The organism is Pseudomonas sp. GW821-FHT12A04 (genome assembly GCF_058807755.1).
The window spans coordinates 25,271-38,376 of the sequence record NZ_JBXAQZ010000017.1; the positions used below are offsets into that span (position 1 = coordinate 25,271).

The window sequence follows — 13,106 nt, forward strand, 5'->3', positions numbered from 1 at the left end:
GCGCCATGATAAGCAGCTTCGGGCGACAGGCCAAATCGGTGCTGACGAATGTTTCACTTTTGGGTCGGTAACCTTGTGGGAACGATCAAGCGCACGACGGTCTAAAATCCGACTGCTCACTCTCATGGAAACCCATTACGTGAAATCCCTCCTTGCAGTGCTCTCCCTCATCGCCCTGCCGGTCATGGCCGCCGAGCCGACCCTCTATGGTCGTTACGAATACATCGCCCTGCCGGAAATCGGCGGCGAAGTGCTAAAGGCCAAGATGGATACTGGCGCGCTGACTGCGTCGCTGTCGGCCAAGGACATCGAAACCTTCAAGCGAGACGGTGAAGACTGGGTGCGTTTCCGCCTCGCGACCAAGGATGCGAGCAACAAGGTCTACGAGCACAAGATCGCGCGCATCAGCAAGATCAAGACCCGTTCCGAAGAGGACGAGGATGAAGACGCCACCGCGCCCAGCAAGCGTCCGGTGGTCGATCTGGAATTGTGCCTGGGCAACGTCAAGCGCACGGTCGAGGTCAACCTGACTGATCGCAGCAGCTTCAACTATCCGTTGCTGATTGGGGCCAAGGCGTTGCGTGAGTTTGGCGCGGCGGTGAATCCGGCTCGGCGGTTTACGGCGGATAAGCCGGATTGTTGATTCACTTCTCACGAATCACTACAACTAATCAACCGCAAGTGCTGTCTTGCCTAGTTGGTAGCGCTACTTGAGCCCGTCCGAATGAGTTCGGTTTTCTTATTTTGATCGTTTATGTTACCGATCGATTTTACCCTCGAGTTGGGTGGGAGCACTACATGCGTCAAGGAGGGGGGAGAGGTATCAGGTGGGCGACTTTTTTCAAACCTCTCCTTAGCTTGAGCAATTAGCTCATCTGGTCTTTTACCGGTTTTTTGTATTTCCTTTTTCCAATAACGGTCTTCTCGTTTTTGTACTTTCTCGGCTGACGGTTTACCTTTTCTGAAATCTTTATCGATTTGTTTAGCTACTTTTTTATCAAACGACGTCTTTGGTTTTTCGATGAAGGCGTAATTTTCCATTTCTTTGGGGATTCTGGTTTTCTTCTTGAGGATATTAATCCGTCTCAGCGCTTTCAAAAGTCCCCAGGCGTGCCCCGTTGGATCTGCCCGATTCACGGGATCTCCGTCGCAATACCCATACGCATTCACCCCACCCTCCCCAAACGGACTCCAACTATCCGGGCTATTAAACCGCATCAACACCGGATTGAACTGCCGATAACCATTGCCCAAATGATAATGCCCGGTCAGCGGGTCCGGCCGTTCGCCGTTGAAACCCAGCAGGCTGAGCAAGCCGTTTTCGGCTGGGCGATGACCATAGGGTGTGTAGGCGATGGGTTGTGGCCGATTCTCGTCCAGGGCGTTTATTACCGAGCGCTGATGATCGGTTGCCAGCAGAATCGTTTTGCGAGAGTTCGAAGGCATTGACTGGTCTCCGTGTCAGTACCAAAAAGACGGGCTATCAGAATCAGCTTGTTTTCATCCATTGCCTACTAACAGTACTGCTAGGTACCACAGGCCTCGCCGCCAATTAACACAGCCGGATTGACGCCGATTCCCCCTTGAGTCACCGTTCGCCCACATCACTGCCGGGCTCGGACGCCATGCCTCATATCCTGATTGTCGAAGACGAAGCGGCCATTGCCGACACCCTGGTTTTCGCCCTGCAAGGCGAGGGCTTCACCACCACATGGCTGAGCCTGGGCGCGGCGGCGCTGGAGCATCAGCGCCAGACCCCGGCGGATCTGATCATTCTCGATATCGGCCTGCCGGACATCAGCGGCTTCGAAACCTGCAAGCGACTGCGGCGCTTCAGCGAAGTGCCGGTGATGTTCCTCAGCGCCCGGGATGGCGAAATCGATCGCGTCGTGGGCCTGGAAATCGGCGCCGACGATTACGTGGTCAAACCGTTCAGCCCTCGAGAAGTGGCGGCGCGGGTCCGGGCGATTCTCAAGCGCATGGTGCCCCGCACGGTGAGCGACCCGTCGGCGACGCTGTTTCGCATCGACAGTGAGCGTGTGCAAATCAGTTATCGCGGTCAACTGCTGACCCTGACCCGCCATGAATACCGTCTGCTGCAATGCCTGCTGGAGCAACCCGAGCGAGTCTTCAGCCGCGAACAGTTGCTCGATGCCCTGGGTGTGGCGACCGACGCCGGTTACGAGCGCAGCATCGACAGCCACATCAAGAGCGTGCGCGCCAAGTTGCGATTGGTGAAGGCTGATGCCGAACCGATCCAGACCCACCGCGGCCTCGGCTACAGCTACAACCCGGGACAAAGCTGATGCCGCTGGGAATCCGGATTTTCCTGGTCTACGCACTGTTCATCGGCCTGACCGGCTACTTTGTGCTCAACACGGTCATGCAGGAGATCCGCCCCGGCGTGCGCCAGTCCACCGAAGAAACCCTGGTCGATACCGCCAACCTGATGGCCGAGATCCTGCGCGACGACTTCAAGGCCGGCAGCCTCAACCAGAACCGTTGGCCGGAACTGCTCAAGGCCTATGGTGAGCGACAGCCCGGAGCGAAAATCTGGGGCTTGCCAAAGAATCAGGTCAACCACCGCATCTACGTCACCGACGCCAAGGGCTTCGTCGTGCTGGACTCCAGCGGGACGGCGGTGGGGCAGGATTACTCGCGCTGGAACGACGTCTACCTGACCCTGCGTGGCGAATACGGCGCACGCTCCACGCGCAATGACCCGAACGATCCGGCGTCTTCGGTGATGCACGTCGGCGCGCCGATTCGCGACAACGGCCAGATCATCGGCGTGGTCACTGTGGCCAAGCCCAACAGCTCGTTGCAGCCCTATGTGGATCGCACGGAACGCCGGTTGCTGGCGTACGGAGCCGGGCTGATCGGTCTCGGTCTGCTGTTCGGCGCGTTGTTGTCCTGGTGGCTGAGCCGAGCCCTGCGAAGATTGACGGCGTACGCCCAAGGCGTCAGTGAAGGCCGGCGGGTTGAAGTGCCGCATTATCGCGGCGGTGAGCTGGAGCAATTGGCCACGGCAGTGGAGCAGATGCGCACGCAGCTTGAAGGCAAGGCCTACGTCGAACGTTACGTGCACACCTTGACCCATGAGTTGAAGAGTCCGTTGGCGGCGATTCGTGGCGCGGCGGAACTGTTGCAGGGCGAAATGCCTCTGGCACAGCGGCAACGTTTCGTCGGCAATATCGACAGTGAAAGTGCGCGCATGCAGCAGTTGATCGAGCGGCTTTTGAACCTGGCGCAGGTCGAGCAACGCCAAGGGCTGGAACAGCGGGTGGCGGTGCCATTGGCGGCTTTGGTGGATGGCCTGCTGAACGCGCAATCTGCGCGAATCGAAGGTAAACAGTTTCGCGTAGAGCAAACGATTTCATCGGACCTGGTGCTGATCGGCGAGCCATTTCTGCTGCGTCAGGCGTTGGGTAATCTGCTGGACAATGCGCTGGATTTCACCCCTGTTGAAGGTGTGCTGCGATTCACCGCCGAACGGACAGGCGAGCAGGTCGAGTTCAAGCTTTTCAATCAGGCAGAGCCGATTCCCGACTACGCGCTGCCGCGTTTGAGCGAGCGTTTTTACTCGTTGCCGCGTCCCGACAGTGGGCGCAAAAGCACCGGGCTCGGGGTCAACTTTGTCGAGGAAGTGGTCAAGCTGCATGGCGGTACGATGAGTATTGGTAATGTCGACGGCGGTGTGGAGGTGAAGTTACACCTGCCTTAAGACCGAGTTACGGCCAATCGCGAGCAGGCTGAATCTCCACACAATCTCCACATTCCCCCCATGGCCCCACCACATACCGAATCCAGACTCTCCCCATCCAATACAGGGAGAGTCCCATGAACCGTAGCCTGACCCTAAAACTCGGGGCAATTGCCCTGTTGATTCTGTTGTTGCTGATTCCACTGCTGATGATCAACGGCGTGATCCAGGAGCGTCAGCAACTGCGCGACGGTGTGCTCGAAGACATTGCCCGCAGCTCCAGTTACAGCCAGCAATTGAGCGGCCCGCTGATGGTGGTGCCGTATCGTAAAGTCGTGCGCACCTGGAAGACCCACGAAAAAACCAACGAGCGTTATCAGGAGATCGGTGAAGAGCGCGGTCGTTTGTATTTTCTGCCGGAGCGCTTCGAGCTCGACGCAGACGTTCAGACCGAACTGCGTTCCCGAGGTATTTACCAGGCGCGGTTGTTCCATGCAGACAACCGCATCAGCGGCCACTTTTCCCTGCCGGTTCAATTGGGCATCAAGGAAGATTTTGCCGATTACCAGTTCGACCAGCCGTTCCTCGCTGTTGGCATCAGCGACATTCGTGGTATCGAAAACGCTTTGAAGCTTGAACTCAACGGCCAGAACCTGGACTTCATTCCGGGCAGCCAAGTGAACTGGCTGGGTGAAGGCGTCCACGTGACCCTGCCGGCGTTGGAAACAAAGCAGGCCACGGAGTTGGCCTTCGGTTTTGACCTGAAGCTGCAAGGCACCGGCCAGTTACAAATACTGCCGGTGGGCAAGACCAGCAAAGTTTCGCTGAGTGCCAACTGGCCGCATCCAAGCTTCATCGGCAACTACCTGCCTGCCCAGCGCGAGATCACTGATCAAGGTTTTACCGCCCATTGGCAAACCTCGTTTTTCTCCACCAACCTGCAAGAAACGCTGAACAGCTGCGTGTCCCGCGGTGGCTGTGAGGCGTTGTTCGGTCGCAGCTTCGGCGTGAGCTTCATCGAACCCGTGGACCAGTACCTGAAAAGCGACCGGGCGATCAAATATGCGCTGCTGTTCATCGTCCTGACCTTTGCCGGTTTCTTCCTGTTCGAAGTGCTGAAGAGCCTAGCGGTGCACCCGGTGCAATATGCGTTGGTAGGTGTGGCGCTGGCGTTCTTCTACCTGTTGTTGCTGTCGTTGTCCGAGCACATCGGCTTTGCTCTGGCGTACCTGTTGTCCGCCAGCGGTTGTGTGTTGTTGATCGGGTTCTACGTTTGCCACGTGTTGCGCAGCGTGCGCCACGGGTTGAGTTTTTCTGTGGGATTGGCGGCGTTGTATGGGCTGCTCTACGGGCTGTTGAGTGCAGAGGATTACGCGCTCTTGATGGGCTCGCTGCTGCTGTTCGGCTTGCTGGGCGTGTTTATGGTGCTGACGCGGAGGCTGGATTGGTATGGGGTTGGGCAGAAAGCGGGGAAGCCGGTGGCGTTTGACATGGGAGAAGTGGAGTGAGCCGGTCGGTGGGGTTGCGGGAGGATCAGCGAGAGGGGAGGTTGTTGGCGATGCGGATCGCGAAGTTGTTTTCCGCTTGGCAGGCAGTCAAAAAAGGTAGGGTATAGCTCGAGTCAGGGACGGATTCATTTAAATGAATCCGTCCCTATTTTTTCCTGAAACAACGAGCGAATGACTTGTTTAAATTTAAGTCAGTCGCCTTTTTTATCTCTCCACCTTTGTGGTCTATTAGGCGCGCCTAAGTAAGGAGAGAGGATTAGGTACATTGTCAGCTCCTACATTGGACTCTTCTGAGGAAATGGGGTTGGAAAGTTTTCTGGTATTTTTTAACTTGACTCTGGGGATACTAATATTATCGAAAGTATGCAAATGCCACGGACGCGATGGGAGTGCACCACTGGTGAGACTTGAGCCAGATAAACCTGAAACAGGAGTAGTAGTTGGCGCATTAGGTGAGTGTGTAGGAATATTGAATGATTTAGGCGAAGGAAGTTGAGGAGGGGAGGGTGTAGCGGGTAACTGGGGGGGCGATAAACGACGGCGAGTCAATGAATGGTATGAACTTGTCATCATGCCCCCTATCCCTGCTCCTATCGCGGCAACACCGAGCGCCATCAGCGCCAAACCACCAATAAAAGCTGCAGATCCTTCTTTTTTCACAAGAATGACGCCTCCAGCAATACTAGCTATTCCCCCAACAACCATTAAAAAACTACCAAAAGCATGCCCATTAGGGTCCACTTTATTGACTGGATCTCCCGAGCAATACGCATACGCATTCAACCCACCCTCCCCAAACGGACTCCAACTATCCGGGCTGTTAAACCGCATCAACACCGGATTGAACTGCCGATACCCATTGCCCAAATGATAATGCCCGGTTACCGGGTCCGGCCGTTCGCCGTTGAACCCGAGCAAGCTGAGTAAACTGTTCTTCGCCGGGCGATGACCGTAGGGCGTGTAGGCGAGGGGATTAGGTTGAGTCGCCTCTAGTGCGTTGAGCACGGATCGTTGTTGGTCAGTTGTCAGCAGTGTGGCGGTCACCTTGGCGTCGAGGTGACTGTGTTGCGCCAGCAGTTGGTCATCTTGCTGAAAGATGCTCCACCGAGCGGAGCCCTGAATCTCGGTGGCCAGTCGACTTTTGCAATGAAAACGCTGAATGACGGGCTGCTGCAGTGCCGTACAGCCATTCTGGCGGTCCAGCGGATCGTAATGGTAGCGGCACAGTACGGTTTCACGGGTTGAATTGGGCATCGACTGAACTCCGTTCAAGGTCCGGATAGCAGGACCTTGAGCATCGGAGCTTTTTCAGTTTTTGCCTACTAGCAGAACTGATAGTGCGTTGGTGTCACCAGGCTAAACCTTCGGCATCGTTGCAATCATCGAAGGCCGCTGGCTCACCTCGAAATACCACGCCGCAAGTTGCGGATTCGCTGTGCGCCAGTCCAGATCCGGATGGCGCAGGTCCAGGTAACCCAATGCACAGGCCACGCTGATTGCCGCCACATCGAAATGGCAGGTCAGCTCGGCAATCGCGTCCTTTTCCAGCAATGCCAGGGCGCGACGGATCTTGTCGCGCTGGCCGTCGAGCCATTCGTCCCAGTGTTTCTCCGGGGCACGCAGGGCAACTTCGTAGCGCACCAGCACGGCCGCGTCCATGATCCCGTCGGCCAGTGAAGCGAGGGTCAGGCGCCGCCAGCGGGCCGAGCCTTCGCGGGGGATCAGCGGGTTACCGACGTGCTGGTGGTCGAGGTAGTCGAGGATGACCCGGCTGTCGTGAATGATGTTGCCATCGGCCAGGCGCAGGGCCGGGATTTTGCTCAGGGGGTTGTCGTCGATCAGGGTCAGGTCCGGGTTGACCGGGGTGAGCACGCTGGTCTGTAACGCTACGCGGTTCTGTTGTCCGGTTTCGTGCAGCAGCACCATGACTTTGCGAACGAAGGGGGAAAGCGGGTTGTGGTACAGGGTCATGCTCGGGGCGGACATGGCAGCGTCTCGGTCGGTGGCAGTGTCGGGCAGCATAGCGCGTTGGGGAGATAGCTCAATATCCCTTGTGGGAGCGAGCTTGCTCGCGATGGTCGTCAACGATGACGTTGGAAGACTGACACCCCGGGGAGTTCTCGGGTGCATCGCGAGCAAGCTCGCTCCTACAGGGGGGATGTCGCTTCAGCGGCGTTGCAGGAGGCCCCGCAGGGCAACAGCGGCGGGGATGCCCAAGCCTAGCCAGCTCAGCGAATCCCACACACCATCCCCGAGCAACGCGGCAAACAACCCTGCCGCGCTGAACAAGGCGATGACGATTGGAGTGCTAAACACTTTCCAGAAGTTCGACTGCCGGGGCTTCATGCCACGCTCTCCGCTTTTTCCAGCACAGGCCTGGCAGCCTTGCGCCGCACCACCCACAGGTAGACCCCGCTGCCGAGCACGATGATGGTCAGCACATCGAGGGTCGCCCAGAGTATCTGCATCGGCATGCCACCGTAGTCACCGAAGTGCAGCGGTTGTGACATGCCCATGACGTCCATGTACCACGGGCGTTCGACCACTGCGGTGACTTGCAGGGTGCTGGCATCGATCAGAACCGGTGTCAGCAGGTGCGAGGTCAGGTGCGTGCTGCCCTTCATGAACACTGCGTAATGATGCTCACTGGAAAAGCGTGTGCCGGGGAAGGCGATGAAGTCCGGCTGCATGCCCGGTGCGACTTCCTTGGCGATGTCGAGCAAACGGTTGGCCGGCGCCAGTTGAGTCAGCGGAGGTGCATCGCGATACGGCGCGATCATCGCGGCCAGTGTGTCGTTGCGCCATGCGGCAATCAGTAGGTCTGCGCAGGCACTGACGACGCCGGTTACGCCGACCACCAGCGCCCAGGTCAACGTCACGACGCCGATCAGGTTATGCAGGTCGAGCCAGCGCAGGCGAGTGGATTTGTCCTGGCGCACGGTGGCAAATTTCAAGCGGCGCATGAACGGCAAGTACAGCACCGTGCCGGAAACGATCGCTACCACGAACGCAATTCCCATGAACGCCAGCAGCAACTTGCCCGGCAAGCCGGCGAACATGTCCACGTGCAGGCGCAACATGACCATCATGAAGCCGCCGTTGGCCGATGGCGTTTCCAGCGCTTCGCCAGTACGGGCATCGAGCATGAAGGTGTGGGACGAGTTCGGCTCGGTGCCTGCGGTTGCGGCCATGATGGTCAGCACTGCATTGGGCTCATCGTCCTCGAAGCCGAAGTACTGCATGACTTCACCGGGACGGTGTTTCTCGGCCGCGTCCACCAACTGCTGCAAATTCAGGTGCGGGGTGTCCGCCGACATTACCTTCACTTCAGGCGCATCGCCCAGCAAGTGGTCGATCTCGTGGTGAAAGATCAACGGCAGGCCGGTCAGTGCCAGCATCAGCAGAAACGCGGTGCAGATCAGGCTGGACCAGGTGTGGACGAAGGACCAGCGGCGAATTGTTTTACTTTTCATTTCATAGCCTTCAGAAAAACCAAAGCCGCCCACGAAGGACGGCCTGGTCATTGGGCGTGTCAGCTCAAAGCGTTACCACTTGTAGGTTGCACTGGCGACGACACTGCGCTGGTCGCCGTAGTAGCAGTAGTAGCTGTCGCAAGTCGAGATGTAGTCCTTGTCGAGCAGGTTGGTTGCGTTGACGGCCAGCGAAGCGCCTTTGAGGCTGTTGTCCAGGCGACCGAGGTCGTAGTGAACCACTGCGTCGAACACCGTGTAGGCGTCGGCCTTGCCTAGCCAGGTGTTGGCCTGGTCGCCATAGGTATTGCCGGTATAGCGCGCGCCGGCGCCGATGCCGAAGCCATCCAGCACGCCGTTGTGCCAGGTGTAGTCGCCCCACACCGACGCTTGCTGGTTAGGCATCAGTTGCAGGCGATTGCCCTTGTAGATGCCCTCTTGCACTTCGGATTTAGCCAGGGTGTAGGCAGCGGTGACCTTGAGGTTTTCGGTCACGTCGGAAACGGCTTCCAGCTCCAGGCCTTTGACTTTCACTTCGCCGGTCTGGCTGGTGACTGTCACGTTGCCCACGTTGTTGGTGACGGAAACGTTTTTCTGGGTCAGGTCATACACAGCCGCGGTCAGCAGGGTGTTGCTGCCCGGTGGCTGGTACTTGATCCCCAGTTCCCATTGCTTGCCTTCGGTCGGCTTGAACGACTCGGTCGGCGAGGCGACGGCATTGCTGGTCGGTTGGAACGATTCGGCGTAGGACAGATAAGGCACGAAGCCCGAGTCGAACACGTAGCTGATCGCCGCGTTGCTGCTGAAGTTCTTGTCGCGTTCGGTGTTGGTGGCATCGCCCTTGTTGAAGAACGTGGTACCGGTGTGGACCCAGTCTTCACGACCGCCGAGGGTCAGGCGCCATTGGCCGAGGGCCATCTGGTCCTGGATGTACAGGCCGGTCTGCTGGGTCTTCTGTTCGTAGTCATAGAAGGCTGTGGAGCGTGCCGGACGCTCGATCGGCAAGCCATAGACCGGGTCGTTGACGTTAATGCCCGGCGCGGTGCCGAAGATCGAGAGGTAGTTGGTGGTGTTGCGCTGATGGTCCAGACCGATCAGCAAGGTGTGACTGACGTCGCCGGTGACGAAGTCGCCCTGGAAGTTGTTGTCCACGGCGAATTGGGCGATGTCTTCGTCGACATTGGTGGTGCCACGGCCGGTGTTGCCTTGATCGTCGACGACAGACCCGTAAGAGGGGCCGTAGCTATTGACGGTCACGGCCTGGAACGACAGCTCCGACTTGGTGTAGCGCAGGTTCTGGCGGAACTGCCAGACATCGTTCAAGCGGTGTTCGAAGGCATAACCCAGTGCGTAGTAGGTGCGGTCGTAGAAGTCGTAGTTCGGGTCACCCAGGTTCTTGTGGTGGGAGATATCGCCGAACGGCATGTCGATCTTGGTGCCCTGGATCGGATAGAACTGACTGGTGATACCGGTATCGTCACGGGTGAACTGCGTGAGCAGGGTGAATTTGGTGTCTTCGTCGATGTTCCAGGTCAGGCTGGGCGCAATGTTGTAGCGCTTGTCATCGATGTGGTCGATGGGCGTGCCGCCGTCGCGCAGCACGCCGCTGAGGCTGTAAAGGAACTGGCCTTCGTCATCGATCTTGCCGGTGCTGGCGAAGTTGATCTGGCGATGATTGTCGCTGCCGTATTGCAGCTGGATCTCGCTGCTGGCTTCAGCGCTTGGGCGACGGCTGACCATGTCCAGCAGGCCGCCCGGCGGGGTCTGGCCGTACACGGAGGAGGCCGGGCCGCGCAGTAGCGCCAGGCGGTCGAGGTTCCAGGTTTCCTGTTTCGGGTTGGAGTACACACCTTTTGGCAGTGGCAGGCCGTCGAGGAATTGAGTCGGCTCGAAACCCCGCACGCGCAACCAGTCGGCGCGGGTGTCGCTGCCGAAGCTGCTGGAGGTGATACCCGGCAAGTAGCGCACGGCATCGTCGAGGGTGTGCGCGTTGCGGTCGTCCATCTGCTCGCGAGTGACGACCGAAATCGAACGCGGTGCCTCGACCAGTGCGGTGTCGGTCTTGGTGCCGGCGGCGGTGCGCTTGGCCAAGTAGCCCTGTGCCGGGCCCCAGGCGCTTTCAGTGTCTTGCACACCAATCACGCTGGTTACCGGCAGATCCATCACACCCTCGGGCACGGCCACCAGGCTATAGGTGCCCGCACTGCTCTGTTCCAGTTGCAGCCCGGTGCCACGCAGGGCTTCGCGCAGGGCGCCGGCTGCGTCGAACTGGCCTTTGACCGGCGCCGAGGTCTTGCCCGCCGCCAGGGATGGATTCAACGACAGGGCCAGACCGGCCTGGCTGGCAATCTGGTTCAGGGTGTTGGCCAGTGGAGCGGTCGGCAGGTTGTAGGCGCGGACGCTGGAAGCCTGTTCAGCGGCGACCAGTTGGCTGCTGGCCAAAGGGGTGCAAAGGGCAATGGCAACCGCCAGCAAACTGCGGCGTAACAGGGAGTCTAGCGAACGAGGCATACAGCGGCTCCTGAATGGAAACATTTCTCAATTGCCTGTGTGCCGTACGAAAATCAAAAAGTGATAGGGCTGGATGAAAATAATTTCGATTCAGTTATTCAATAAACATCGAGGAGCTTCAGGCATGCGCATTTTGTGGCGAGGGGGCTTGCCCCCGTTCGGCTGCGTAGCAGTCGTGACGTCAGCGAACACAGTCAGTCAGAAAAATGCAGGGGGCCGCTTCGCGACCCAACGGGGGCAAGCCCCCTCGCCACAGGGTTCTGTGTGCGGATTCAGGGCTTTGTTTCGGCCTTGGCCACGACCTTCACCCACCACTGCGTGTGCTGTTCGATCTGCACCGGCAGGGTCGGCAGCAGGGCGTTGAGTGCCAGGTCGGTGTCGCGCAGCGGGAAACTGCCGGTGATGCGCAGGTCGGCCACTTCCGGCGCGACCCCGACGTAACCGTTTCGATAGCGGCCGATTTCATGCACCAGGTCTTCCAGCCGTGTGTTGTCCACCACCAGCATGCCGCGAGTCCAGGCATCCGCACCTAGGTTGACGGCCAGAACCGGGCCCAGGCCGTTGTTGCGGATCAGTACCTGCTGGCCTTCGCGCAGAATCTTTTCGTCAGGGTTGGACTCAGGGTGAACCGCCACCGCCGACTGCAATACGCTCAAGCGCGTTCCGTCCTCCTCGCGCTTGACCAGAAACCGCGTACCCAGCGCACGCATGCTGCCTTCGCGGGTTTCGACGATGAACGGCCGGGGATCGCCATGGCCGGTTTCAACCAGGATTTCGCCTTCCTGAAGCACGATGCGCCGCTGCTTTTCATCGAAACGCACATCCAGCGCGCTGTGGGTATTGAGATTGATCAGCGTGCCGTCAGCCAGACGCAGGGTGCGCTGCTCGCCAACGGCGGTGCGCTGGTCGGCCAGCCAATAGTCGATCGGCAGGTAACGATCCCCGGCGAACAGGGCCAGGCCGATCACGGCAACGATACTGGCGACACCGTTGCCAAGCTTGCGCACTCGCCGACGAATGCCTTCGCGTGATTGCAGCAAGGCAGTGCGGGCCGGGCCGCTGGCCACGCTGAAACGCTGGTCGAGCATGCCCAACTGGCGCCAGGCGCGGGCATGTTCTTCATGGGCCGCGTGCCACTTGGCGAACTCTTCGCGCTCTACCGGGTTGGCGGAGTCCATGGACAGCTGCCAGGCAATCGCCGCGTCCAGCACGCTGGCCGATACCGGTTTGGAACTGACCGGGTTCATGTCGGCTCACCATACAGCGCGATATAGCACTGGCGAATGCCTTGGGCCAGGTACTGGCGCACCCGCGGCACCGACACACCGAGGCGCTCGGCGATTTCCGCGTGACCGAGGCCGTCGAGGCGGTTATAGAGGAATGCCGCCCGGGCCTTGCTGGAAAGCTTGCCAAGCAAGCGGTCGATGTTTTTCAGGTCTTCGAGGATCATTTGCTGTTCTTCCGCCGACGGTTGTTCGGCTTCGGGAATCAGCATCAACTCGGTGAGGTAGGCCTGTTCCAGCGCGGCGCGACGGAAATAATCGAACAGCAGGCCCTTGGCGATCGCCACCAGGAATGCCCGCGGCTCGCGCGGTGCTTTCAGTTCTTCACGGCCCAGCAAACGCACGAAAGTGTCCTGGCTCAGGTCTTCGGCCCGCTGCGGGCAGGCGACGTTGCGTCGAAGCCAGGCCAATAGCCAACCGCGATGGTCGCGATATAACGCACCGACGAGCTCACTTTGAGGGCTTGGGACTGACGACACGCCGCATCACCGATTGGGAAATATTAACTAACGAGAATTGTTCGCGATTGTGGCAGAGGCGAGGGAGGTAAGCAATTGGCGTTGGTCGGGTGGGGATTTGGCGAAGGCCCCCGTAGGAGCGAGCTTGCTCGCGATGAATTTGAAGGCGACGC

At 58.9% G+C, this 13,106-nt stretch carries 11 protein-coding genes and 1 pseudogene; 4 read left to right on the plus strand and 8 right to left on the minus strand.

From position 1 onward, the window contains the following. The first annotated feature begins 139 nt into the window (after positions 1 to 139). Complete coding sequence (gene rloA2 / locus AC1RS8_RS24535) at positions 140 to 643, plus strand: retropepsin-like aspartic peptidase RloA2 (protein WP_489339360.1); 504 nt, start codon at positions 140 to 142, stop codon at positions 641 to 643. Positions 644 to 1,077: 434 nt separating this feature from the next. On the opposite strand, the pseudogene AC1RS8_RS24540 reads toward rloA2, so the two are convergent. Continuing rightward, positions 1,078 to 1,425 (minus strand): annotated as a pseudogene (locus AC1RS8_RS24540) (RHS repeat-associated core domain-containing protein); the annotation flags it as partial. Between the two features lie 200 nt (positions 1,426 to 1,625). Between AC1RS8_RS24540 and creB the strand changes: the two are divergent. The 3 genes from creB (at position 1,626) to creD (ending at position 5,211) form a co-directional block, all read left to right on the plus strand. Then, on the plus strand, positions 1,626 to 2,306 hold the full coding sequence (gene creB / locus AC1RS8_RS24545; protein WP_407516214.1) for a two-component system response regulator CreB: 681 nt from the start codon (positions 1,626 to 1,628) through the stop codon (positions 2,304 to 2,306). Continuing rightward, positions 2,306 to 3,724: a two-component system sensor histidine kinase CreC gene (creC, locus tag AC1RS8_RS24550; protein ID WP_489339359.1), complete on the plus strand. Its 1,419-nt coding sequence runs from the start codon at positions 2,306 to 2,308 to the stop codon at positions 3,722 to 3,724. The genes creB and creC overlap by 1 nt, the downstream gene beginning before the upstream one ends. A gap of 116 nt (positions 3,725 to 3,840) precedes the next feature. Continuing rightward, the gene (creD, locus tag AC1RS8_RS24555) at positions 3,841 to 5,211 is read left to right on the plus strand and encodes a cell envelope integrity protein CreD (protein WP_489339358.1); all 1,371 of its coding nucleotides are present in this window, start codon (positions 3,841 to 3,843) and stop codon (positions 5,209 to 5,211) included. Positions 5,212 to 5,439: 228 nt separating this feature from the next. Here creD and AC1RS8_RS24560 read toward each other — a convergent pair whose 3' ends face one another. The 7 genes from AC1RS8_RS24560 to AC1RS8_RS24590 form a co-directional block, all read right to left on the minus strand. Further along, positions 5,440 to 6,465, minus strand: a complete 1,026-nt coding sequence (locus tag AC1RS8_RS24560; RefSeq protein ID WP_489339357.1) for an RHS repeat-associated core domain-containing protein — start codon at positions 6,463 to 6,465, stop codon at positions 5,440 to 5,442. 102 nt (positions 6,466 to 6,567) lie between these two features. Continuing rightward, positions 6,568 to 7,197: a glutathione S-transferase family protein gene (locus tag AC1RS8_RS24565; protein ID WP_057716548.1), complete on the minus strand. Its 630-nt coding sequence runs from the start codon at positions 7,195 to 7,197 to the stop codon at positions 6,568 to 6,570. 180 nt (positions 7,198 to 7,377) lie between these two features. Further along, entirely contained in the window at positions 7,378 to 7,557 is a 180-nt protein-coding gene (locus AC1RS8_RS24570) for a hypothetical protein (protein ID WP_085716476.1), read from the minus strand. After that, positions 7,554 to 8,684 (minus strand): PepSY-associated TM helix domain-containing protein, encoded by a 1,131-nt coding sequence (locus tag AC1RS8_RS24575; RefSeq protein WP_489339356.1) that lies wholly within the window; start codon positions 8,682 to 8,684, stop codon positions 7,554 to 7,556. The genes AC1RS8_RS24570 and AC1RS8_RS24575 overlap by 4 nt, the downstream gene beginning before the upstream one ends. Positions 8,685 to 8,756: 72 nt before the next feature. Continuing rightward, positions 8,757 to 11,192, minus strand: a complete 2,436-nt coding sequence (locus AC1RS8_RS24580) for a TonB-dependent siderophore receptor (RefSeq protein ID WP_489339355.1) — start codon at positions 11,190 to 11,192, stop codon at positions 8,757 to 8,759. Between the two features lie 272 nt (positions 11,193 to 11,464). Then, entirely contained in the window at positions 11,465 to 12,439 is a 975-nt protein-coding gene (locus AC1RS8_RS24585; RefSeq protein WP_407516220.1) for a FecR domain-containing protein, read from the minus strand. Further along, positions 12,436 to 12,954 carry an RNA polymerase sigma factor gene (locus tag AC1RS8_RS24590; protein ID WP_090451802.1) on the minus strand — a complete coding sequence of 173 codons (519 nt, stop codon included), beginning with the start codon at positions 12,952 to 12,954 and terminating at the stop codon, positions 12,436 to 12,438. Before AC1RS8_RS24590 ends, AC1RS8_RS24585 begins: the two co-directional genes overlap by 4 nt. Positions 12,955 to 13,106 lie beyond the last annotated feature (152 nt).

What these genes read in the sequence shown, in the direction of transcription:
- creB (WP_407516214.1), top strand. Translation starts at nt 1,626, where the DNA reads ATGCCTCATATCCTGATTGTCGAAGACGAAGCGGCCATTGCCGACACC.
- creC (WP_489339359.1), top strand. Translation starts at nt 2,306, where the DNA reads ATGCCGCTGGGAATCCGGATTTTCCTGGTCTACGCACTGTTCATCGGC.
- creD (WP_489339358.1), top strand. Translation starts at nt 3,841, where the DNA reads ATGAACCGTAGCCTGACCCTAAAACTCGGGGCAATTGCCCTGTTGATT.
- AC1RS8_RS24560 (WP_489339357.1), bottom strand. Translation starts at nt 6,465, where the DNA reads ATGCCCAATTCAACCCGTGAAACCGTACTGTGCCGCTACCATTACGAT.
- AC1RS8_RS24565 (WP_057716548.1), bottom strand. Translation starts at nt 7,197, where the DNA reads ATGTCCGCCCCGAGCATGACCCTGTACCACAACCCGCTTTCCCCCTTC.
- AC1RS8_RS24570 (WP_085716476.1), bottom strand. Translation starts at nt 7,557, where the DNA reads ATGAAGCCCCGGCAGTCGAACTTCTGGAAAGTGTTTAGCACTCCAATC.
- AC1RS8_RS24575 (WP_489339356.1), bottom strand. Translation starts at nt 8,684, where the DNA reads ATGAAAAGTAAAACAATTCGCCGCTGGTCCTTCGTCCACACCTGGTCC.
- AC1RS8_RS24580 (WP_489339355.1), bottom strand. Translation starts at nt 11,192, where the DNA reads ATGCCTCGTTCGCTAGACTCCCTGTTACGCCGCAGTTTGCTGGCGGTT.
- AC1RS8_RS24585 (WP_407516220.1), bottom strand. Translation starts at nt 12,439, where the DNA reads ATGAACCCGGTCAGTTCCAAACCGGTATCGGCCAGCGTGCTGGACGCG.